The sequence below is a fragment of the Spirillospora sp. NPDC048819 genome (genome assembly GCF_040650055.1).
Classification (GTDB): Bacteria; Actinomycetota; Actinomycetes; order Streptosporangiales; family Streptosporangiaceae; genus Spirillospora.
This window is the reverse complement of the sequence record NZ_JBEZGN010000012.1, coordinates 1-21,498: the sequence shown is the minus strand read 5'-3', so window position 1 is coordinate 21,498 and position 21,498 is coordinate 1. Positions and strand designations below refer to the sequence as shown.

The window sequence follows — 21,498 nt, the reverse complement described above, 5'->3', positions numbered from 1 at the left end:
ACCGGGACCGGTGGCCGACGCGGGGGAGCGGTGGCGCGGGCCAGCATGAAGGTCATGACCACGACCTATGAGCCCGAAGCCGCCGGCAAGGCGCCGGGGCGTTCGTCCACCCCCGGCTGGGCGGCGCTGCTGGCCGCGTCCGTCGGGCAGTTCCTCGTCGTCCTGGACGTATCTGTCGTCAACGTCGCCCTGCCCGATATACGCACGAGTCTCGGGTTCGGTGCGACCGGCCTGCAGTGGGTCGTCAACGCTTACTTGTTGACGTTCGCCGGGTTTCTGCTGCTGGGCGGGCGGGCGGGCGATCTTTTCGGACGCAAACGCGTCTTCCTGGTGGGGCTCGGCCTGTTCACCGCGGCGAGCCTCGCCGGCGGGTTCGCGCAGGGCGGGAGCATGCTGATCGGTGCGCGGGCGGTGCAGGGCCTGGGGGCGGCGATCCTCGCGCCCGTCACGCTTTCGCTGGTCACCGCCACGTTCCCCGCCGGACCGGCGCGGACGAAGGCGATCGCCATGTGGACGGCCGTCGGCACCGCCGGGGGCGCCACGGGCGGGCTGGTCGGCGGGCTGCTGACCGACTATCTGAGCTGGCGCTGGGTCTTCCTGATCAATGTGCCGGTCGGCGTGGTCATGGCGGTGATCGCGGCGCGGTGGCTGCGGGACGAGAGCGACGGCGGGCGGCGTGCCCGCCTCGACCTGCCGGGGGCGGTGCTCGTCACCGGCGGGGTGGGGCTGCTGGCGTTCGGCATCGGGCGGATCGAGAGCGACGGGTGGACGTCGCTGGTTCCGCTGGCCGGCGGGCTCGTGCTGCTGGCGGCGTTCGTCGCCGTCGAGGCGCGGGCGGCTCACCCGCTCGTCCGGCTGCGGCTGTTCCAGCTGCGCAGCGTCGCGGTCGGCAACCTCGCCACCCTGGTGATCATGATGGGCGGTTTCGCGCTCTGGTACTTCCTGTCGCTCTACATGCAGAACGTCCTGGAGTACAGCGCGGTGCGCACCGGGTTGTCGTTCCTGCCGCACACGCTCGGCATCATCATCGGGTCGAGGCTCGCCCCGATGATCATGGAGCGCATGGACGCGCGGCTCCTGGCGGGCGCCGGCGGGCTGCTGGCGGCGGCGGGTTTCGCGTGGCAGAGCGTCGTGCTGGACGCGGACGGCACGTTCCTCGGCTCCGTCCTCGGGCCGGGCGCGACGATGGCGCTCGGCTTCGGGCTGCTGATGACGCCGCTGGTGGAGGCGTCCACCGCGGGTGCGTCCTCGGACGAGGCGGGTGCGGTGGCGGGCGTCGTCAACACGTCCCGCACCATCGGCGGTGCGATCGGCCTGACCGTCCTCGGTGCGGCGGCGGCCGCGTCCGGACCGGAGCTGGTGGACGGCTACTCGATGGCCTTCCTCGTCGCCGCCCTCGTCACCGCCGCGGGGACGGCACTCGTCCCGTTCCTGCCGCGGCGCGAGGCCTGACAACGGGATGCCCGCCGGGGAAGCGGCGTCGTCCGCTCCGCCCGGCCGGGCATCGGGAAACGCCGACCGGGCGCCCGCCGGAGAGAGCGGGCGCCCGGGGTGTGCGGGGTCAGTCGCGGGCGAGGGCTGGTGCCTCGGTGAGGGTGGCGCCCGGCGCGACGCCGGTGCGGCCGAACTGGAAGTTGTCCTCGACTTCGGCGATCTCGGCCGCGTTCGGGTTGGGGTTGCGGCAGGACGTCCCGGCGCTGGCCCCGGACATCAGGTCCGTGCACCGGCCGGTGCGACGGTCCGGCAGACCGAGGATGTGGCCGAGTTCATGGGACGCGATCCGGACCGTGTAGTGGCCCTCCCAGACGGCCTGCCGGCCCATCCAGATGGTGCCGCGGCCGAGGCCGATGACCTGGGCGCGGGGCCAGCCGTTGTCTGCGTAGACGACGACGTCGGCCGGGGAACCGGGGACGAGCTGGACATTGCTGACGCGCTCGTTCCAGATCCGCGCGCCCTCGTCGACCGCCGCCCGGAACTCCGCGGCGCGGCTGGCGTCGTACCGGATCGTGCGGACCGCGCTGGACGTGTCGGAGGCGGGCGCGGCCGAGGCGGGCACGCCCGTGCCGGCCAGGAGGGCGAGGCCGAGCAGCAGCGCGGCGCAGACCCTCAGAACACTTCTGATGACCATGGGAATCCTCGCGGTGGTGGGAGCGGGGTGGGGGTGCCCTCCGCCGGGCACCGCGCTCCGGCGGAGGGCACGTTCGTCGGGGTCGGTCCGCCGGCCGGTCAGGCCTGCACGGCGCCGCCGCCGATGATCTGCAGGATGCGGGAGCGGTAGGCGGTGACGTCGCCGTAGATGGCGGGTGAGACGGCGCACTGCGAGGCGGTGCCGCGGCTGGTCGCGCCGACCAGCCGCCACGCGCCGGGTCCGCCTATGACGGCGGGCCCGCCGGAGTCGCCGTAGCAGGCGCCGCGGCCGCCGCCGCCCTCGATGCACAGCTCGGTGGACGCGCGGATGCCGGAGCAGTACCCGTCGGAGATGATCCGCGTGTCGAGCTGGCGGAGGCCGACCGGCGCGGGGCCGCATCCCCGGACGGGGCAGGTCTGCCCCCAGCCGATCAGCCGGGTCGACGAGCCGACCGGGGCGCTGGTGGCGATCGGCACGGGCGCGGACGACGCGGGGGAGGCCAACCGGAGCAGCGCGACGTCGCCGCCGATCACCTGCCGGCTCGCGACCCGGCGGACCTCACCGCCGGAGTTGTACTGGGTGGTGCCGATCCTGACCTGATAGGGCGTGCCGCAGTGCGAGGCGGTCACGACCCAGCTCGCGGCGACGAGCGAGCCGCCGCAGCTGTGCCGTCCGGACGAGCTCTGCAGCGACGCCATGAACGAGTAGACCTCGGACGCGGGCACGCCGCCCACGATGTTCGGGGTGGGCGGCGGGGTGGGGTCGGCGTAGGCGATCGACGTACCGGACAGCGCCACGAAGGCGACCGGTATCGCGGCCAGCAGTCTGCGTTTCCTCATGAGCGGGGGGTCCTTTCACGGGGGTTGCACCGACTATTGACCAAGAATGCGAAAATCGCCATTGCCAAATATCGGGTGCGACTCCGCAATAGAAGGTTTTCCATGCAAGGAGCGGCCGCCACCTGCGAACCTTCTACGGCCATCCCGTCCGCACTGAAAGGACGGCCATTTTTCAACCCGCTCGTTCACATCCGCCCCGCGGCCCGTGACCCGTGACCCGCGGTGGGACGCGGCGACGGGGGCGGGCTCGGGCGGCTCCGCGCCGATCCCGGGAGCGGCGGGCCACTGGACGGGCCCGCGCTCTTCCTCGACGCCGCCCGGCGGAAGCCGGACATGCCCGTCCAGCAGAAACGGGCGCGCCCGGATGGGTGCGCCCGTCATGCGAAGTGCGAGGAGAGCGAAAGGGCTGGGTATCTTAAGAGGATGAGAAGGAAGCCCCCTCATGGCCTCGCGGAAACCAACGTAGCAGCTAGGCGGGGATCAGGTCACCGAGATTTTCCGGCGTGAAGACCCGCGAGTCCTCGTGGAGTCCCTCGGGACGCTCAAGGCCGATGTAGGTGACGGGGCCGTCCGGCGCCTTTCCGTCCCAGAGGCTCTTCCGCTCGGCGTCGATGAGGTCCTTCAAATGGCCGACCGTGAAAAACCGGCGTTCCACGATGCCGCGCACCAGGTTCGAGGTCGTCACCCGGTTGCCCTCCACCTGGTTGAACTCCAGACCGCCCTTGAGGTGCAGGTGCAGCCACTTGGCGCGCCACCTGCCGTCGTCCCCGCGCATGAACACCATCGGCAGCGCGACCCGGCCGGGACCGCGCAGCTCCGACTTCATCCGGACGGTGCGCGCCTCGAACGGACGGCCCTTCTGCTCGCCGTCGCGCAGCATGAACCCGAAGAACGACTCCTCGACCTCCTCGAATCCCTCCCCGGAATAGATGTTCACCTGCGGTATGACGAACCGCGAGGTGATGCGCCGCAGCGACAGGTTGATGAACTCCGACCCGCCGTCGGGAGCGTCGGTGATGTCGCCGGAATGCTCTCCTCCGGCGGTGCTGAGGTTCGTGAACGCCAGCCATTCCGGGTCACGGTAGTTCTCGTCGAGCATGAGCGCCGAAAGGTCGAAGTCGGTTCTGCGCTCACGCTGCCGCCAATACACGAAGAACCGCAGCAGCTCGCCGTTGACGGGCGACACGGATCCGCGGGGGAGGACACCGAGACCGTTTCCGGTCGACTTCCCGCTGAGCGGGAGTGCGACGTCGAGCGCGTCCGGGTCGACCACCAGATGCCCGGCGGACGGGAGCCGCCCGCGGATCTCCTCGTCCAGGAACGCCGAGAGCCGCGCCACCGCCTCCGGGGCGAGGGGCGGCCGCGTGTCGGGTGCCGTCGCGCCGCGGCCGAGACGGTTCGTGAACAGCCGCGGCCGCCCGGTCGCGGCGCTCAGTGCGTTCCCGGGACCTGATTCGCTCGTGAACAGTCGCGGCCGTCCGGTCGCGGTGCTCAGTGCGTTCTCGGGACCCGATTCGCTCGTGAACGGCAGCGTCTGCCCGGTCGCGGCGGCGCGGTTGAGTAGATGCTCCCGAACCGACATCAGAACCCGGCCGGACACCCGCCCCGCCACCGATTCCGCCACATCCAGGACGGCGTCCTGCGCGTCCGGCGCCATGCGCAGCAGCCGGTCCAGCGACCGGAACAGCATCCCCGGCGCGCCCTTCGCCACGTGCGCGGCGCCGACCACGTCCCCGGACGCGAGCCGCGCCTCGATCCGCGACGCGAACGAGGGTGCGTTCTTCTCGCCGCGCGCGACCGCGAACACGTCCGCCGCCCGCGCCCACCTCGCATACTCGTGCGGGTGGAGCCGCTCGCCGAGCCGCTTCCACGGCTCGCGCCAGGCGGCGACGTCCCCGAGCTTGCCCGGGTCGGCGCTCACCACCCCGTCGAGGGCGGCGAGCAGCGACCGCCGCATCGGACGCGGCATCGACACGAACCGGGTCGGCTCCTGGAGGGTCACGTCGCCGTCCGACAGCGCGCACGCCAGGCGCAGCACGTCGGTGATGGTGTCGACGAGCAGATCCGCGCCGATCGTCAGGCGCACCTCGTTGATGACCGCCCGGTTCTCCCGGACGGGGATGCGCTCCGGGTGCGGGCCGTCCGCGTAGTGCTCGGCCAGCCTGCCCAGCGCACCGAGGTCGTCCTCGTCGAGCGGCGTGACGCTGCCGGCCAGCCGCAGATACAGCCGCTCGCCCTCCTCGGAGAGGCCGCGTCCCAGGTGCAGCACCGTCACACGGTCACCGGCACCGGCGATCAGCTCGTCGTGCGCTTCGAGCATCTCCTCGTAGTCGTGCCGGTAGGTGCCGTAGGCGACGAGCGTGAGCAGGTTCAGGACGCGGCCCTGGAGCGACGCCTTCGCCGTGGGCGCGGCCACCGAGTCGAGGAGCGTCTCACGGACGAGGCCCACCCAGAAGTCCATGGTGTCGGGCACGTTGCGCGGGAAGTCCCGGAAGTACACGTTGTGCCGGACGTGGTCGCCCGCCATCTCCCGGACGACCGGCAGCGTCCGTCCCGCGACCTTGAGAACGGTCTCCTCCGACAGGCCCGACAGCGTCTCCATGACGTCCCGCGACAGCTTGAACCCGGCCGACATCAGCGCCGCGTCGAACCGCCGCGCCGCCGTCGCCCCGTCCCCGGCGGGCCCCTCGGGCGCGGGGATGCGGTGCGTGTGCCGGACGATCAGTTCCGCAAGCCAGATGTTCACCGCGCCATGGTCGCAGGGCACCCCGAACCCACGCACACGGTTAATTCGGCACGGTCACGAGCAAGTCGGGACGGGCATGAGCAAAGCCGGGCGTGATCGCGAGTGGTTCGGCGCGGTCATGAGTGATTCGGCACGGTCACGGGTGATTCGGCACGGTCATGGGTAAGTCGGCGCGATCATGAGTGAGTCCGCACGGTCATGGGCAAGTCGGGACGATCATGACGTGAGCACCTGTGGCTGCTGCGGTCTCGTGGCGGGTCGGGCGGGGTGTGCGAATCGGCGTCCCAGACGTTGCGCGGGCGCCTCGATCCAGCGGTGCGACGCCCAGCTCACCGCCAGCAGCACCAGGAGGAAGAAGGCCAGGCCCACCACGTCCTCCCGCCCGGAGACGTTGAGGAACTGGGCCGCCACCATCAGCAGCAGCGGATGCAGCAGGTACACCGAGAAGCTGATCGTCCCGAGGCCGGTCGCCCAGCGGGGGAACTGCCGGTCCCGGAGCCGCCACGCCGCCGCGAACGTGGCCGCCGCCAGGACGATCGCCCCGCACCAGACGAGTTGCGCGGGCCGCCCGTAGGGCGCGGCATGCCAGGTCCCGGCGGCGACCGCCCCGGTCAGGACGACGACCGCGGTCACGGTGCCCGTGCGCCGGGTGATCTGGCCGTGCTCGGCGCGGTGGACGGCCGTGCCCATGAACATGATCGCCAGCAGGAGCACGCCCTCCCACGCGCCGACGCGGCCGTTCACCGTCACCAGCACGAGGGCGAGCAGCCCGCCGAGCAGCCCGCCCGCCACCCGCGGCGCGGGACGTTTCGACATCGCCGCCGCGACCGCGACGATCAGGGCCGCCGCGGTCACCGCGACCACGGGGCCGGTCCCCGCCGTCCGCGACAGCAGGGCGGACGGCGCGTACGCGCCCGTCAGCAGCCCGCTCGCCGTCAGCGCGACGGCGACCAGCGCGACCACCGTGAGGACCGTGGCGACCCGCGCCGACCGGCGGTGCCCGCCCACCACGAACAGCGCGACGATCAGCAGGTAGAACGCCATCTCGTACGACAGCGTCCACAGGACGTTCATCGCGTTGGGGACGTCCAGGAGGTCCTGCAGCATCGTCATGTGCGCCAGGACGGCGGTCGCGGGGGAGTAGCGCTCCAGGCCCGCCCGCAGCCCGAGCACGCCCAGCAGGAACGGGAGCACCGCCAGGAGGCACGCGACGGCGAGCAGCGGATAGATGCGGAAGAAACGCCCGATCCAGAAGCCCCGCACGCTTCCCCGCCGCTCCAGCGACGCCGGCACGATATATCCACTGACCAGGAAGAACACGAACACCCCGTACATGCCGGGGTCGAACCAGTCGGCCAGCCGCGTCCGCAGCGAGGGCAGGTACACATAGCTCGCGTGGTGCAGCGCCACCGCCAGGGCTGCCCCTCCGCGAAGTGCATCAAGCCACCCAAGTCGGGACGCAGAGGTGGAAACACCCGAAGCAGCACCCATCCCGACAGACTAGGTGGGGCGGCACGATGGTGCTGCGGAACCGACAAGATCACCCACTCCCCGGCGCAGTGTGACGTTCGGTGACCCGGGCTATGCTCTTCGCGTGGGATCCAAAGCCGTGCTGCCGCCCGAACGGCGCCGCGAACTGCTCGATCTCGCGATGCGGGAGTTCGTGCGCGACGGGTTCGGCCGCGCGTCGCTGAACCACATCATCCGGTCCTGCGGAATGAGCAAAAGCTCCTTCTACCACTACTACGAGTCGAAAGAGGCGCTGTTCGACGCGGTCGTGAACGGCCTCGTGGACGAACTCCGCGACGCCGTGAAGGTGCCCGATCCGGACTCGCTCGCCGTCCCCTGCTTCTGGGACGAGGTCGCGCGCATGTCGGACGACCTGATGGGCGCCGCCGCGGTGGACTGCCGGCTCATCGACTTCTGGCGGCTGTTCTACGTCCCGGACGCGCCGGCCGGCGACGACGGCTCCCTCGCCAGGGTCAAGCGCGGGATCGACGACTGGCTCGGCCGGGCGCTCGCCGCCGGGCGCGCGGCCGGCGCCGTCCGCGACGACATGCCCCCGTCCCTGCAAGGCGAACTGACCCTCGCGACGCTGTGGACGATCAACGCCTGGGCGCTCCGGCATCTCAAGGAGACCGACATCGCGGAGGGCCAGCGGCTCGCGCACCTGCAGATCGACCTGCTCCGCGGACTCCTCGCCTCTACCTGAGCCCCGCCACGCGCCCGCGCCCGCCCGCGCCCGCCCGCGTTCACGCTGGACGCTCGCCGCTACGGATCGATGTTCCACGGCCTCGCCACGCGCTCGCGCTGGACGGTCTCCGCTACGGGCTGATCTTCGACGGCCGCCGGTGCGGGACGGCCCGTTCCTCCCGTTCGGCGATCTCGGCCTTCCGGTGGGCGCCGAGAGTGCCGTTCTGGATCTGGTCGTGCAGCTTGAGGACCGCGTCCAGCAGCATTTCGGGCCGGGGCGGGCAGCCGGGAACGTAGAAGTCCACCGGCACGATGTGATCGACGCCCTGCACCACCGCGTAGTTGTTGAACATGCCTCCGGACGAGGCGCACACGCCCATCGCGATGACCCATTTCGGCTCGGTCATCTGGTCGTGGAGACGCCGTAGCACGGGTGCCATCTTCTGGCTCACCCGGCCCGCGACGATCATCAGGTCGGCCTGCCGGGGCGTGGCTGACGCGCGTTCCATTCCCCAGCGGGCGAAGTCGTGGCGCGGCATGCCGGCGTCCATCAGCTCGATCGAGCAGCAGGCCAGACCGAAGGTCATCGGCCACAGCGAGCTGGACCGCGCCCAGCCCGCGAACTTCTCCACGGTGGTCAGCAGGAAGCCGCCGGGAAGCTGTTCCTCTAGTCCCATGACGGTGACGATACCGATCAATGGACCACCTGGTCCAAACTATTGTGCCTGTGAAATGGACCACATGGTCCAATCAACCTCCTGAGGCGCGACCCGGGGGTGGACGGGCGGACCGGACGGCGGCTGGGGCACGATGGGGATCATGACGACACTGCCGCTCGGCCCGGACGAACTGCTGACCACGACCCGCACGGTGCGCAAACGCCTCGACCTCGACCGGCCCGTGCCCCTGGAACTCGTCCGCGAGTGCCTGGAGATCGCGCTGCAGGCACCGAGCGGGAGCAACCGCCAGGGCTGGCAGTGGATCGTCGTCACCGACCCGGAGGTCCGCGCGGAAATCGGCGAGTACTACCGGCGCGCGTTCGCGTCCTACGCCCAGTCGGGCGGCACGGCCGCCGGGCTCTACCAGAACGACCCCGAGCGCGCCGAGGTACAGCGCCGCGTCGGCGACAGCGCCGCCTACCTGGCCGAGCGCATGGGGGACGTGCCCGTCCTGGTGATCCCGTGCCTGCGGCTGCACGGCGGGCACCTCCCCGCCGGCAACCAGGCCGGCCTGTGGGGCTCGCTGCTGCCCGCCGCGTGGAACTACGCCCTCGCGGCGCGGGCGCGCGGGCTCGGCACCGCTTGGACGTCGCTGCACCTCACCTACGAGAACGAAGTGGCGGAACTGCTCGGCCTGCCCGAGAACGTGCGGCAGGGCGCGCTCATCCCGACCGCCTACTACACGGGCGACACCTTCCGTCCCGCCCCGCGCGTCCCGCTGGACGAGGTCCTGCACATCGACCGCTGGTGACCGGCGCCACGTCCCGGCGCCACGTCCCGGCGGCATGTCCCGGCGGCATGTCCCGGCGGCATGTCCCGGCGGCATGTCCCGGCGGCATGTCCCGGCGGCATGTCCAGGTAGCACGTCTCGGCGGCACGTTCCGGCGGCACGTTCCGGCGGCACGTTCCGGCGGCACGTTCCGGCGGCAAGGGCGCGGGGCCGGGGCGCGGGGCAGGGCCGGTGCCGTACTGGTGAGCGGCGGCACCGGCCCTGAGAACGGGGGTCAGCTCAGGCCCTCGTCCAGCGTCCTGGTCAGGACGCCCGGGTCACCGGACATCTCCCAGATCATCGCGCCCAGAAGGTTCTTGCTTCTGAGCCACTCGGCCTTCTTGCGGATGGACCAGGGATCGTCGAACGTCCACCACTGGCCGTTGTCGCCGGTGTAGCAGGACGTGGCGACCGCCTGCTCGTCATGCGCGACCCGGCAGCCGGGCAGGCTGGAGATCAGGTTGCTGTAGCCGCGCGTCCCGGCCTCCTCCTGGAACTGTCCGGGTGCGGCGCCCTGCGCGGCCTGCCATTCGCCGCCCTTGCCGCCGTCGGTCACGTTCTTCCAGCCCCGGCCGTAGTAGGCGAGGCCGATCGTGAGCTTGCGCGGGTGGACGCCAGCGTCGAGATACGTCTGAACTGCGTTCTCGACGCTGAAATGGAACGGATACGGGTCGTCGACGTCGGTGTAGAGGTTGCCCTGGTGGCCCGTCCGGTTGGGCTCCCAGGAGTCGTCGCTGCCCGCGCCGTGGAAGTCGTAGCCCTGGATGTTGAAGATGTCCAGGTACTTGGCGACCTCGCCCAACTCCCAGCCGGCCTCGATCTTCGCTGGGTCGGCGGGGGTGAACGCGGTGAGCTGGTAGCGCTCGCCGGTCTCCTGCGTCAGCTCGTCCAGCTGCCTGCGGAACTCGGCGATGAGCAGCGTGTTGTTGCGCTTGTCGTCCGGGCTGACGTGGTTGCCCGGGTGTCCCTCGGCGCCCGGCCACTCCCAGTCCAGATCGATGCCGTCGAAGATCCCGGCGGCCACGCCGGGACCGCCCGCGCCGTTGTACTCGGGCAGGTTCCCCTTGATGTAGATGTCGATACAGGACTCGGCGAACTTCTTCCGGGACGCGTCCGTCTCGGCGACGTCGGAGAAGTACTTGGAGTACGTCCAGCCGCCGAGCGAGATCAGCACCTTCAGCTGCGGGTGCTTGGCCTTGAGCTTCTTGAGCTGGTTGAAGTTGCCGCGCAGCTTCTCCCAGCCGGTGTCGGCGACCCCGTCCACCGACTGCGCGGCGCTGAACGGCCGTCCGTAGTCGGCCTCGGCGTCGCCCGCGCCGTCGCCCTGGTTCGGGTCCTGCGGGTCGGACGAGGTGCCCTTCGTGACGCCTTGCAGGCAGGTCAGGTTGACGGGGTCGATGTTGCCGAACGCGTAGTTGATGTGGGTCAGGCGCGCGGCGTTCCCGGTCGTGTCCAGGTTCTTCACGAAGTACTGGCGGCCATAGATGCCCCACTGGACGAAGTAGCCGACCTGGGCGTAACCGTCCTCGACCACGTCGTCGGTGGTGACCTTGATGGCCGCGCTCGCCGCCGACATGTTGTCGTACAGGTCGCGGGCCCTGACGGCGAAGGAGTATTCGGTGGACGGCGACAGGCCCGCCACGGTCGCGGTCGTCCCCGTCACCGTCGTGGCGACCTTCCCGTCCACCAGCACGTCGTAATTGGCGACGCCCGTGTTGTCGGACGAGGCGTTCCACGCGAGGTCGACGCCGGCGGAGTCCGCGCCCGTGCTGCGCAGGCCACCGGGAACGGAAGGTGCCTGCGTGTCGTCGGCGGGGTCGTTGGTCGTGACGGTGACGGGCGCGCTGGCGGGGGAGAGGTTGCCCTTGCGGTCGCGGGCCTTCACCGTGAACGTGTACTCGGTGTTTGGGGTGAGACCCGTGACCGTGGCGGCGGTGTCGGGCACCGTGGTCGCGAGGTCGCCGCCGCTGTACACCTCGTACGCGGTGATGGGCAGGCTGCCGGGCTCGGCCGCGTCCCACGCGAGGGACACCGTCTTGGTCGTCTTCACCGTCGACCGCAGTCCACCGGGAGCGCTCGGCGGGACGTCGGCGGAACCGTCGCAGTTGGCGTCGTTGATCCGGCAGCTCGTCGGCTCCGCGCCCGACCTGCTGACCGTGAACGCCGGGCTGTAGGGCTCGGTCGTCCGGCCGGGCGCCACGGTGTCGTTGTAGTGGGCGGGGGTCAGCGTGACGGTGTTCCCGCTCTGGCTGACAGAGCCGTTCTCGGCGTTGCTCGCGGTGACGCCGTCCGGCAGGTCGAACACGATCGTCCAGCCGTCGAGCGTCGTCGAGGCATTGTTGGCGACGACGAACTTGGCCCGCGTCCCGCTCACGGAGTACCTCGCGGTGACGGACGCCGAGGTCGGCGGCGGATCACCCGTGCCATCGCAGTTCGCGCCGTTCAGCGTGCAGTTCGACGGCTGGACGGCGGAGCTGAGCGTGAACGCCGGGCTGTAGGGCTCGGTGTTCCCGCCGGCGCGGACGGTGTCGATGTAGAACGCGGGCGTCAGCGTCACCCGCGTGCCGTCCTGGGAGAGCGTCGCGTTCTGCGGGCTGCTCGCGGTCACGCCCTCGGGGAGGTCGAACGCGAGCGTCCACCCGCTGACATCGGACGTCCCGGGGTTGGCGACCACATATTTTCCGGTCGTTCCGGACAAACTAAAGGTCGCCGTCAGCCGCTCCGCCGCCCGCGCGGGAGCGACGGCGAGCGCGGCGACGACGGCGAACGTGAGCAGGATTCCAATCATTCGGCGCATGCCGAACACCTACTTCCGGGGAGTCTTCCGGGTATTGCGGGCCTTGCGCGGCTTACGGACCCTTGCGCGGCTTACGGACCCTTGCGCGGCTTACGGACCCTTGCGGGGCTTACGGGCTCTTACGCGGATTGCGGGCTTTTACGGGGTTTGCAGGCTCTTGCGCGGATTGCGAGACCCTTCGGGGGCGTATGTACCTTTATGGGGTGTATGAGCCTTTGTAGGGATCGCGGGGCCGGCCCCTTGCGGGGATTGCGGGGCCGGCCCCTTGCGGAATCACGGGGCTTTGCGGGGATGGGGGGCGAGAATTGCCAGCATCTGTTCGATCTGTGCCGACCTGGACTGGCCGACGCGTTCCGCGAGCCGCCGTGTCCACGCGTCCTCGCCCTTGCCGGTCTCGAGGCGGGCCATCTGGACGGCGTCGTCCTGATGGGCGATCAGCAGGTTGAGGAACTCGCGCTCGAACCGGTCCGGCGGCAGCCGCTTCAGCGCCTCCAGTTCGGCGTCGGTGGTCTCCGGCATGCCGCCGTGCGCCGCGTGCTCGTGCGCCAGCGCCCGCAGCGGCCTGCGCCATGCACGCAGCCGCTCCTGCATCCGCTTCGCCTCAGCGACCTGGGTGGCCTCGATGGCCGCGGCAAGCGTCCTGACCTCGGGACGGACGGGATGCCGCATCGCCAGCCGGGCCAGCTTCACGCCCTGCTCCTGGTGCGGGAGCATCATCTGCAGGAACATCACGTCGGTGGAGTTGAACCCGTCTCCGCCCCGCACCGCGGCGGAGCCGCCGCTCGGCACCGCCGCGGAGCCGCCGCCCGGCGAACCGCCGGCGGCCCCGCACTGCGCGAACACGAGCAGGACGCACGCGGCGAGAATGGCCAGTACCGCGCCCTTAACGACCCGCTGCTTCGTCTCGCCGCGTTCCATCACTTCATTCCCGTCGGGTCATGCCGCGCGCATTCCGTGCCTTGGCGGGCCGGGCGGAAGCGCCGTACCGTGCAGCGCCGCCTTTCGCTGCGGCTCACGTTCGCCGGATGGCGCCGCAAGTTCGCCGGATGGCGCCGCATGTTCGCCGGGTGGCGCTGCACGGTGTTCGCTCCTCATGGAGGGGGTGTCATCGCGGACGGGTCACAGGTGCTGCCAGAGGGCAGGGGTGGCGGAGGGTTCCCAGCCGGCGAGCGCGGTGTGCGACTGCAGGCACTCGTAGGTCTCGCCGTTGTAGGTCACCTGGTCGCCCGCGGTGTACGCCGTCCCCGCGGCCCAGGTGCCGCTCGGCGGGTCGGTGGGCGGGTCCGTAGGTGGGTCGGTCGGTGGGTCCGTGGGTGGGTCGGTGGGCGGGTCGGTGGGGGGAGTCGATCCTCCGAAGTCGACGTCCGAGCAGGTGTAGAAGGCCTCCTCGCTGCCCACGACCCGCTGCCAGATCGAGTACAGGACGTGCCTGCCCGTCCGCGGCGGGATGTTGATCGTCCAGTTGGTGAACGTGGTGGGGTTCTGGTTGTTGAACGTCCGGATGTGCACCAGGTCCGACCAGCGCAGCGGCTGCGACGGGTCCCAGCCGTCGCGGGTGATGTAGAACTCGAAGTTGCTGTTCCCGTGCGGGGCGGTCGCGTGGTAGGTGATCGTTTGCGGGCCGGACGACATCGGGGTGGCGGGCCAGTCGGTGCGCCGCAGGTCCAGGCCGCGGTATTTCGCCCGTCCGGCGCTGCACAGCTGGCCGTCCGGGATGAGCTCCCGGTGGCGGCCGCCGGCGTTCAGCAGCGACACCTCGTTCCAGTCGTAGAACGCCTGGGTGCCGCCGGCGGCGACGGCGGCCTTGCACGCGTCGGAGTCGGGGCTCTCCGGGCCCTCGTCCTTGCAGACGTAGACGCGGCTCGGCGGATCGGACATGGTGCCGTGCGCGCCGGCGGCGGTCGCGGTGCCGAGCACGACCAGCACGGACGCGGCCGGCACGGTGACCGCCACGGCGACGGCCTTCGAGCGGGCGGATCTCATGGACTTCCTTCCGGTGGGGGTGGGTTCGCTGCGTTCGCCTCGGGAGCTCCCAGAGCGTTCTCAGAGGGAGTTCTCAGACGGAGTTCTGCGAGGGGGGTCTCGGAAGAGTTCTCAGTGGAGGGCGTTGAGGAAGGGCTCGTGGCTGTTCATGAACTCCCAGCCGTAGTAGCGGTCCCAGTTGATCGACCAGGTCATCAGCCCGCGCAGCCCCGGGGACGTGCCGCCGCGGAGCGTGTACGAGCCGCATCCCTCGCCTTTGACCAGGCAGTTCAGCGCCTGGTGCACCTGGGCCGGCGGAGTGTGCCCGTTGCCCGCGCTGACGGCGGCCGGAAGGCCGACGCCGATCTGGTCGGGACGCAGGCCGGGGAACGTGTGACCGGTGTTCGCGACCGGGAACCCGGCCTTCACCATGTCGGTCATCGCGATGTGGAAATCGGCGCCGCCCATCGTGTGGTACTGGCCGTCCAGTCCCATCACCGGGCCCGAGTTGTAGTCCTGGACGTGCAGGACGGTCAGGTCGTCCCGCATCGCGTGGATCACGGGCAGGTAGGCGCCCGTGCGGTTGTCACCGGCGCTGGAACCGCCGTAGAACTGGTGGCCGACCTGCACGAAGAACGTCTCGGGCGCCATCGTCAGGACGAAGTCGTCCCCGTACGCGGCCTTGAGCGTCTTCAGTGCGGAGATCAGGTTCACGATCACCGGGGTGGTGGGGTTGCGGAAGTCGGTGTCACCGGCGTTGAGGTAGAGCGAGTGGCCTTCGAAGTCGATGTCGAGGCCGTCGAGGCCGTAGCGGTCGATGATCTCCGACACGGACCGGACGAACGCGTCCCGTGCGGCCGTCGAGGTGAGCTGCACCTGGCCGTTCGCGCCGCCGATCGAGATCAGCACCTTCTTGCCCTGCGCCTGCTTGGCGCGGATGGCCGCGATGAACTCGGCCTCGCTCTCCACGTTCGGGCATTCGCTCACCGGGCAGCGGTTGAAGCGGATGTCGCCGGACGTGGGCGACGTCGGCTCGCCGAACGCGAGATCGATGATGTCCCACGCGTCCGGGACGTCGGCCATCCGCACGTAGCCGGAGCCGTTGGCGAAGCTCGCGTGCAGGTAGCCGATCAGGGCGTGCTTGGGGAGCCCGGTGTCGGTGCAGCCGGTCGTCCGGGTGTTGACCGGCTCGGACTTGGACGACTCGCCGACGTCGTTATAGGCGGCGACGGTGTAACTGTGCGAACTGCACGCGGCCAGGTTCGAGATGGTGGTGCTCGTCCCGGTCACGGTGGCTCGTACGGCGGAGCCTTCGTAGACGCGGTAACCGGTGACGGTTCCGGTGGCGGGGGTCCACGACAGGGCGATGGAGCTGTCGGTGACGGTCCCCGCCTTGGGTGTTCCGGGCGTTCCGGGCACTCCCGGCTGGGGCTCGCCGCCGGGGCCGTCCAGGACGACGTCGTCCGCGTAGTACGTTCCGGTGCCGTACCAGCCGTGCAGGTAGATCTGCGCGGACGTCTGGTCCGCGCCGGTCGTGAACGAGACCGACAACTCGGTGAAGTCGGGGGCCGACGGCGTCCAGGTGGACGTTCCGCCGGTCACTCCGAGGTACACGTAGCTGCCGCGCACCCAGGCGGACAGCTCATAGGCGGTGCCGGGGCGGACGTTTACCGTTTGCGTGCACTGTCCCGTGTCGCCCGCGGTCACACCGCCGGCGAGCGCGTACGAACCCGTCCGCACCGGGCTGGTCACCACCGACCCGCCGCCCGAGCAGGACCAGCCCGAGGGCGATCCGCTCTCGAAACCGGCGTTGATCAGAACGTTCTCCGCGTTCGCCGGGCTCGTGATCCCGACCAGCAGCCCGGCGACGACCACCGCCAGGACCCAGATCCTCTTCATGACGTCCCGTCCAGGGATGTTCGTCCAGGTGTGGGCGGCCGCCAGGACCCAGATCTTCTTCATGACGTCCCGCCTACGGCTGTTCGTCCGGGGGCGGGCGGCCGCCCGGGCGCAGAGCCTCTTCATGGCGTCCCGTCCAGGGAAGTTCGCCCAGGTGTGGGCGGCCGCCAGGGCACAGATCCTCTTCATGACGGCCCCTCCTACGGAAGCGTGTCCAGGTGCGGGCGGACGGTCTCGGCGAAGCCGCCGCCGTTGGTGACGTCCCAGTTGATCGACCACGTCATCGCGCCGCGGATGTCGGGATACGTCCGTGCCGGGGTGAACGCCCCGCAGCCGGTGCCCCTGGCGAGGCAGTCCAGGGCGTCGTTGACCATCGACGGCGCGACGACGCCGCCGCCCGCCGCGCCCGGACCCGCAGGGAGCCCCAGCGAGACCTGGTCGGGACGCAGCCCGTTCTCGAGCTGGATGCAGGCCAGCGCGGTCATGAAGTCGACCGTCCCCTGCCCGTACACCTGCTGGTCGCAGCCGAGCATCGCGCCGGAGTTGTAGTACTGCATGTGGACGACGGTGAGAATGTCCTTGATGCCGAGCGCGAGCTGGAAGTACGACCCGCCGGTGGACTGCATGTCCAGCGTCTGCGGGGCCATCGTGATGATCAGGCCGGTGCCGGTCCTGGCGTGCAGGGCCCGGAGCGCATGCTCCATGTAGGTCGGGTTGAGCCCGTTCTCCAGGTCGATGTCGACCCCGTCGAACCCGTACTCGGTCATCAGCCCGTACACGGACTCGGCGAAGAGCTGTGCGGAGTTCGCGTCCGAGACCCGGATGGCGCCCTTCTCGCCGCCGACGGAGATGATGACCTTCTTGCCCTCGGCCTGGAGCGCGGCGACGTCGGCCTTGAACTGCGCGTCGGTGTAACCGCCGAGAGCGTCCGACAGTCCGGGGTCGACCCGGAACGTGACCTCGCCCGCGCGGGCGGTCGCCTCACCGAACGCCACGGCGATGAGGTCGTACTCGTCCGGCACCTGCGAAAGCTTCAGCTCCTGCGCCGGATTGACGAAGTCGTGCCAGTAACCGGTCAGGAAGTGCCGGGGAAGCGGCCCGGTCGCGCACCCGCTGGTCGTCCCGGTCACGGCCGTGCTGGCGGGCGACTCGCCGCTGCCGTCGTACGCCTTCACCGTGTAGGTGTGCGTCGAGCATGTGGCGAGGCCGGAGACGGTGGCGGTGGTTCCGCTGACGGTCGCCCGCAGGTCGGCGCCTTCGTAGACGCGGTATCCGGTGGGCGTGCCGGTGCTCGCCTCCCACGAAAGGGTCAGCGAGGAATCGGTTCGCGCGGTGACGGTCGGCGTACCGGGTTCGCCGAGCCCGCCGGGGTCGTCCGGGCCGCCCGCGCAGGACGCCCCGTTGAACGTGCAGTTCTCCGGGCTCCCGGGACCGTTCCCGAGGAAACCGAACGTAACCGACCCGCCCGCCGGGATGGTGCCGTTGTAACTGCGGTTCTCGAACGTCTGGTGTTGCCCGTCCTTGGTCAGCAGGGCGTCCCAGAAGGAGCCGATCGACGTCCCGGCCGGCAGGTCGAACTCGACCCGCCACCCGTTGATCGCCGAGTCGGACCCGTTGGTGAGCGTGAACCGTCCCTCCCAGCCGGAGCCCCAGTCGGAGGTCTTGCTGAACGCCGCGGACGGGACGTCGGCGACGGCGTGGGCGCCCGGCGGCGCGAGCAGCGCGATCAGTACGAGCGGGAGGACGGTGAGGACGCTGAGAAGAGAGCGGGGGCGCAAGTCTCACTCCATCGATAGAGAAGCCGGCAGGTTCCCCCGAACCCCGAGTCGATTAACAGATAGGAAGGTTTCCTATCAGTTTTGCTTGCACCGTAACCAGCGGCCGTGACCTGGGCAACCCTTCGTCCCGTACGGGGGCGGTGGCGCCGGGCAACCACCCCAGCTTGAACGCCGAACCAGCGGGAACGGTCTTGAAAATCGGCACCCATAGCCGAAGAAACGGCTCTCGAATGGCAGTATCCGCCAATCAGGCCGCGCGGGCGGGGCTGCGGAAGACCTGCCTGGTGTGCCATTCGATGTGCCGGGGCCCGACCGGGGCCAGCCCGGCCTGCGGTTCCCGCGCAGCCCGTCCGACCAGGTCAAGGACCAGATTCCGGGACGCCGCGGCGCGCGCTATGTACTTGCGCGACACGATGATCGTGCGATCACCGGCCAGGCCGACGACACCCCGATCGAAGAGCCGATGATGGAGCGCGCACAGGCAGATCCCGTTGCTCAGATCGTCGGGACCGCCGTACGTCCCGCGCACCCCGGACGGCAGTTCGGCGTCCTCCAGATCCAAACCGACCGAGCGCGTACAGCAGCAACGAAGGCTGGTGCGGAGTACGCCCCATATTGCGTGAGCACCGGCGGGCACTCAGCACTCGCTCAACCCAACCCACAAATGCCCCCTAATCCGATGGGACGTCACCGGGCTTGTCGAGGAGCATGCGGAGAGTTGTCTCGGCAGCTTGCGGCGGATCGGACACGGTGGCCGCGGGGATGACGCGGTCCCAATCCACGGCCGCCTTCCAGACCTTCAACTGGAACGCGTCGTTGAGCACAACGGCGCCGATCAGACCGGCAATGGCGATCAGCGGACGCACCCAGGCACGACCTTCAAAAGTCACGGTCACCTCCACCGTCCACTGACCGCCCTTCGCCGGAGAACCCGCGATCGAAAGGGTTCCCTCACCCAGCGGATGGTCGGCGCTCACGGTGAAGGCCGGGCCGTCCCCGCCGGAGCCGCCGATGCTCGCCCACCAGCGCCCCAGATTCCCCTCGGCCGCCCAGCGGAACTGCTCGGACTTTTTGAACTCACCGGCCATGGCACCACGGACGACGACGGGCTTCTGTGCGCTGTCGAGCTCGGCCCATCCCGTTTGGTCTTCGTCCGGGCCGGTGAACTCGATACGGCTGGGACCGGCGAAACCCCAAGCGACGACGCTCACGTCCATCGGCTTGACCTCGTCCTCCGCATAAGCGACGCGGTAGCGTGCGCCGGCCTTAATGTGCTCACCCTCAAGAAGGCGGATGTCGACAGCCTCACGGGCAAGCCGACCTTTCTCAAATCGCAGTCCTTCGATCCCCTGATGAAGAGCCGCCACATATCCCTCGGCCCATTCACGCGAGACGGCCTTGACCTCCACCTGATGCCGCAAGATGACGCGCTCCTGCAAGCCGCGCTCAACCTTGCCGGGCACTTCGGCATTCCACGTGTTCACGGCCCTGTCGAAAGCATCACGCAGGAGGCGGCGGACGCGTCGGCGCATGACGAGAAGACCGACGGCTGCCACCGGACACGCAATACCGCGTCCACCGAACCGGAGCGTGCTCTCGGCGGTCCACCGCTCGTTCTCGTCCTTGCCCCGGTCGACCTGCAGGGACGCGTGCGCGAGGGGATGCCTGACCCGCAGCGCGATCGGAGCCTCCCGCTGCCCCAGCACGGACCACCAGTCCTCGAACCGCGCCTCAACTTCCCAATTTGCGCGCCGAAGCACGCGCAGCAGCCATGGCCCCGGCCCCTGATAGTCGCCCTCGATGCGGACGGTATGCGCCCGCCGGCCGACCATCCGCAGTTCCACCCGCGCGCTGACGACATGCCCGTCGATTTCACTTCTGACCTCGACGCGGCATTCCCCGGCCCGGTCCCAGGAAACCACCCGCACGTTGATGTCGGGATTCTCGTCCTCCATGTCCGGGGGCACTATCCGATAACGAGCACCGGCGGCGAGGTGCTCGCCCTCGACCAGCCGAACGTCGCCTAGGAATTCCATCCCGATATCGAGGCGGCCATCGGTGAAGGGCACCCCGTCCACGGCGTCCAGCAGAGAGTGGACGACCTCGTCCACCAGGGGGCGAGGGAGCGTGACAAGGTGGACGCGGTGCTGAAAACGAGACATGCCGAGCATGCTCCCGCAATCCCGTCCCTGTCGGCCACCACCAGCCCGTCACCTCTCGCCGAGGATGCGCACGCCGCGCTCCACGGTGTCCGGGTCCGCAACTCTGATCACGTCCAACAACCCGTCAGCGTCGGACGCCGAGTCAGTCGATGGCAGGTCACGGTTCCAGCGGTCGCCGATCAGCCGCCAATGAACCAGGTCTCCCTGCCGCCAGACCGCTACCCCGACGCCACAGCAATCGGGGCCGCAGCCGTCGATCGGATCACCGACGGGCAGGAACGCCGGTTCTTCGCCGGTGGGAACAGGGCACTGCCGGAGGCGAAAGCGGGTCCGAGTGCACACCGATGACGTGGCCATATCCATCGTGGAACGAGTTCAGCAACGGCACGCCGTTGACCCGATCAGGACCTGAACACCGCGCAGCACCGGAGGGCTGGAGCGGACGACATGCAGTGCTATCCAATCCTGATCGTTTTTGACCATCTGCGGATTCCAGGGGCGCTGGCCGCGTCGTCCGGCTCTGGATCATGTGGACACCTACACGGTGCCCACCCTGGCCCCGGCTCATCCTGCCCGCCGCCTAGACGTTTTGCTGACAATCCGGTTGGACGACAGTGACGCCATCTTCCGGCGGGCTGGACGAGGGCCCGTGCCGTGCATCGCCCCGGTCTACAACTACTACCTCGTGGGCAGTTCTGGTCGCGTTCGGCGAAGAGGCCGCCAAGAAGGGTGATCTGTTCGGCGTGAATGGTCCCCGGCTTGGGTCTGCTGCACGGATTCACGATGTGCGCGCGCCCGGGGTCCTCCTTTTTACCGGTTTTAGTGTGGTTGCTGTAGGTGGACGGCTGAGGTGGCCTTCCGAAGACGAGCGCGCTCGTTTCTCTTGGTTGCCGGTTGCTGTCACGTTGGTTGCGGTAGCCGGTTGGGGAGGGGTGTTCTTCTGCGGGTTGGTGCGGGGTTCCGCCGGGCGCCGCGCCCCGCGCGGCAAAAGCCATCAGCGACGGCGAATGGGGTGACCCCGGGGTCGCCGGTGACCGCGCGCGAAGCGCGCCCTTGGCAGCGGCCGCACCCCGCACCCGTCCCTCACCCGAGCAGCCATCCCCAACCCGACCACCGCAACCAACGTGACCCCAACCGGCGACCACCCCCACCCCGCGCACCCACCCGCAGGGACCACCCCCACCACCCACCCACAGCAACCACCCCAACCCCGATAAAGCCGCGCTCAGCCACCCACAAACCGTGGGACGACCACCCACCACCGACCACCGACCACAAAAAGCGTCCCCCCTTTACCCCGGCGGCGCCGACCGTAAGAAAAGGGCGGTGACATTAATGTGGCGTGTCCAAATTGTCCACCAGCAGTACCGTGATCTTCCCCTACAATTAAAGGGCAACGGACTCTGGTGTTGGGAGGTGAACCCCGTGTCCATGCCCCTCCAAATCGTCGAAGGCCCCGCAATCGTCGGCGGCGCACGAGAATGGGAAGACCGGGAGTGGTTCCCA

At 69.8% G+C, this 21,498-nt stretch carries 15 protein-coding genes and 1 pseudogene; 3 read left to right on the top strand and 13 right to left on the bottom strand.

The features are described from left to right. Window positions 1-54 precede the first annotated feature (54 nt). Window positions 55-1,452 (top strand): DHA2 family efflux MFS transporter permease subunit, encoded by a 1,398-nt coding sequence (locus AB0C35_RS18270; RefSeq protein WP_358456933.1) that lies wholly within the window; start codon window positions 55-57, stop codon window positions 1,450-1,452. Between the two features lie 109 nt (window positions 1,453-1,561). Here the strand turns inward: AB0C35_RS18270 and AB0C35_RS18265 are convergent, their stop codons facing one another. The 4 genes from AB0C35_RS18265 to AB0C35_RS18250 all read right to left on the bottom strand — a co-directional run bounded on the left by AB0C35_RS18265 (window position 1,562) and on the right by AB0C35_RS18250 (window position 7,204). Beyond that, window positions 1,562-2,128 carry a snapalysin family zinc-dependent metalloprotease gene (locus AB0C35_RS18265; RefSeq protein WP_358456930.1) on the bottom strand — a complete coding sequence of 189 codons (567 nt, stop codon included), beginning with the start codon at window positions 2,126-2,128 and terminating at the stop codon, window positions 1,562-1,564. A gap of 98 nt (window positions 2,129-2,226) precedes the next feature. Next, window positions 2,227-2,967 (bottom strand): serine protease, encoded by a 741-nt coding sequence (locus AB0C35_RS18260; protein ID WP_358456927.1) that lies wholly within the window; start codon window positions 2,965-2,967, stop codon window positions 2,227-2,229. A gap of 469 nt (window positions 2,968-3,436) precedes the next feature. Then, the gene (locus AB0C35_RS18255; RefSeq protein ID WP_358456924.1) at window positions 3,437-5,713 is read right to left on the bottom strand and encodes a TerD family protein; all 2,277 of its coding nucleotides are present in this window, start codon (window positions 5,711-5,713) and stop codon (window positions 3,437-3,439) included. A gap of 216 nt (window positions 5,714-5,929) precedes the next feature. Beyond that, a complete protein-coding gene (locus AB0C35_RS18250) occupies window positions 5,930-7,204 on the bottom strand; it encodes an acyltransferase (RefSeq protein WP_358456921.1) in 1,275 nt (424 codons plus the stop codon). 103 nt (window positions 7,205-7,307) lie between these two features. Between AB0C35_RS18250 and AB0C35_RS18245 the strand changes: the two genes are divergently transcribed. After that, window positions 7,308-7,925 (top strand): TetR/AcrR family transcriptional regulator, encoded by a 618-nt coding sequence (locus AB0C35_RS18245; protein ID WP_358456918.1) that lies wholly within the window; start codon window positions 7,308-7,310, stop codon window positions 7,923-7,925. A 112-nt stretch (window positions 7,926-8,037) separates the two neighbouring features. On the opposite strand, the gene AB0C35_RS18240 is transcribed toward AB0C35_RS18245, so the two are convergent. After that, a complete protein-coding gene (locus AB0C35_RS18240; protein ID WP_358456915.1) occupies window positions 8,038-8,583 on the bottom strand; it encodes an NADH-quinone oxidoreductase subunit B family protein in 546 nt (181 codons plus the stop codon). Window positions 8,584-8,725: 142 nt separating this feature from the next. Here AB0C35_RS18240 and AB0C35_RS18235 point away from each other — a divergent pair, with 142 nt between their 5' ends. Beyond that, entirely contained in the window at window positions 8,726-9,376 is a 651-nt protein-coding gene (locus AB0C35_RS18235; RefSeq protein ID WP_358456912.1) for a nitroreductase family protein, read from the top strand. 253 nt (window positions 9,377-9,629) lie between these two features. On the opposite strand, the gene AB0C35_RS18230 is transcribed toward AB0C35_RS18235, so the two are convergent. From AB0C35_RS18230 to AB0C35_RS18195, 8 genes and pseudogenes are all read right to left on the bottom strand, one after another. Next, window positions 9,630-12,191, bottom strand: a complete 2,562-nt coding sequence (locus AB0C35_RS18230; RefSeq protein WP_358456910.1) for a glycosyl hydrolase family 18 protein — start codon at window positions 12,189-12,191, stop codon at window positions 9,630-9,632. Window positions 12,192-12,464: 273 nt separating this feature from the next. Further along, window positions 12,465-13,109, bottom strand: a complete 645-nt coding sequence (locus tag AB0C35_RS18225) for a DUF305 domain-containing protein (RefSeq protein WP_358456907.1) — start codon at window positions 13,107-13,109, stop codon at window positions 12,465-12,467. Window positions 13,110-13,310: 201 nt separating this feature from the next. Continuing rightward, window positions 13,311-14,174, bottom strand: coding sequence for a lytic polysaccharide monooxygenase (locus tag AB0C35_RS18220; RefSeq protein ID WP_358456904.1), 864 nt, complete (start codon window positions 14,172-14,174; stop codon window positions 13,311-13,313). Window positions 14,175-14,285: 111 nt separating this feature from the next. After that, window positions 14,286-16,241 carry a glycoside hydrolase family 18 protein gene (locus tag AB0C35_RS18215; RefSeq protein WP_358456901.1) on the bottom strand — a complete coding sequence of 652 codons (1,956 nt, stop codon included), beginning with the start codon at window positions 16,239-16,241 and terminating at the stop codon, window positions 14,286-14,288. 11 nt (window positions 16,242-16,252) lie between these two features. Continuing rightward, the gene (locus tag AB0C35_RS18210; RefSeq protein WP_358456898.1) at window positions 16,253-17,830 is read right to left on the bottom strand and encodes a cellulose binding domain-containing protein; all 1,578 of its coding nucleotides are present in this window, start codon (window positions 17,828-17,830) and stop codon (window positions 16,253-16,255) included. A gap of 247 nt (window positions 17,831-18,077) precedes the next feature. Then, window positions 18,078-18,350: pseudogene (locus AB0C35_RS18205) on the bottom strand (HNH endonuclease); the annotation flags it as partial. Window positions 18,351-18,501: 151 nt separating this feature from the next. Then, window positions 18,502-19,941, bottom strand: a complete 1,440-nt coding sequence (locus AB0C35_RS18200) for a hypothetical protein (RefSeq protein WP_358456895.1) — start codon at window positions 19,939-19,941, stop codon at window positions 18,502-18,504. A gap of 99 nt (window positions 19,942-20,040) precedes the next feature. Further along, window positions 20,041-20,355 carry a hypothetical protein gene (locus tag AB0C35_RS18195; protein ID WP_358456892.1) on the bottom strand — a complete coding sequence of 105 codons (315 nt, stop codon included), beginning with the start codon at window positions 20,353-20,355 and terminating at the stop codon, window positions 20,041-20,043. Between the last annotated feature and the right edge of the window lie 1,143 nt (window positions 20,356-21,498).

Bases quoted from the DNA above. Each gene is read 5' to 3' on its own strand.
- AB0C35_RS18265 (WP_358456930.1), bottom strand. From the start codon at position 2,128: ATGGTCATCAGAAGTGTTCTGAGGGTCTGCGCCGCGCTGCTGCTCGGC.
- AB0C35_RS18235 (WP_358456912.1), top strand. From the start codon at position 8,726: ATGACGACACTGCCGCTCGGCCCGGACGAACTGCTGACCACGACCCGC.
- AB0C35_RS18240 (WP_358456915.1), bottom strand. From the start codon at position 8,583: ATGGGACTAGAGGAACAGCTTCCCGGCGGCTTCCTGCTGACCACCGTG.
- AB0C35_RS18260 (WP_358456927.1), bottom strand. From the start codon at position 2,967: ATGAGGAAACGCAGACTGCTGGCCGCGATACCGGTCGCCTTCGTGGCG.
- AB0C35_RS18220 (WP_358456904.1), bottom strand. From the start codon at position 14,174: ATGAGATCCGCCCGCTCGAAGGCCGTCGCCGTGGCGGTCACCGTGCCG.
- AB0C35_RS18215 (WP_358456901.1), bottom strand. From the start codon at position 16,241: ATGAAGAGGATCTGTGCCCTGGCGGCCGCCCACACCTGGGCGAACTTC.
- AB0C35_RS18270 (WP_358456933.1), top strand. From the start codon at position 55: ATGACCACGACCTATGAGCCCGAAGCCGCCGGCAAGGCGCCGGGGCGT.
- AB0C35_RS18230 (WP_358456910.1), bottom strand. From the start codon at position 12,191: ATGCGCCGAATGATTGGAATCCTGCTCACGTTCGCCGTCGTCGCCGCG.
- AB0C35_RS18195 (WP_358456892.1), bottom strand. From the start codon at position 20,355: ATGGATATGGCCACGTCATCGGTGTGCACTCGGACCCGCTTTCGCCTC.
- AB0C35_RS18225 (WP_358456907.1), bottom strand. From the start codon at position 13,109: ATGGAACGCGGCGAGACGAAGCAGCGGGTCGTTAAGGGCGCGGTACTG.
- AB0C35_RS18250 (WP_358456921.1), bottom strand. From the start codon at position 7,204: ATGGGTGCTGCTTCGGGTGTTTCCACCTCTGCGTCCCGACTTGGGTGG.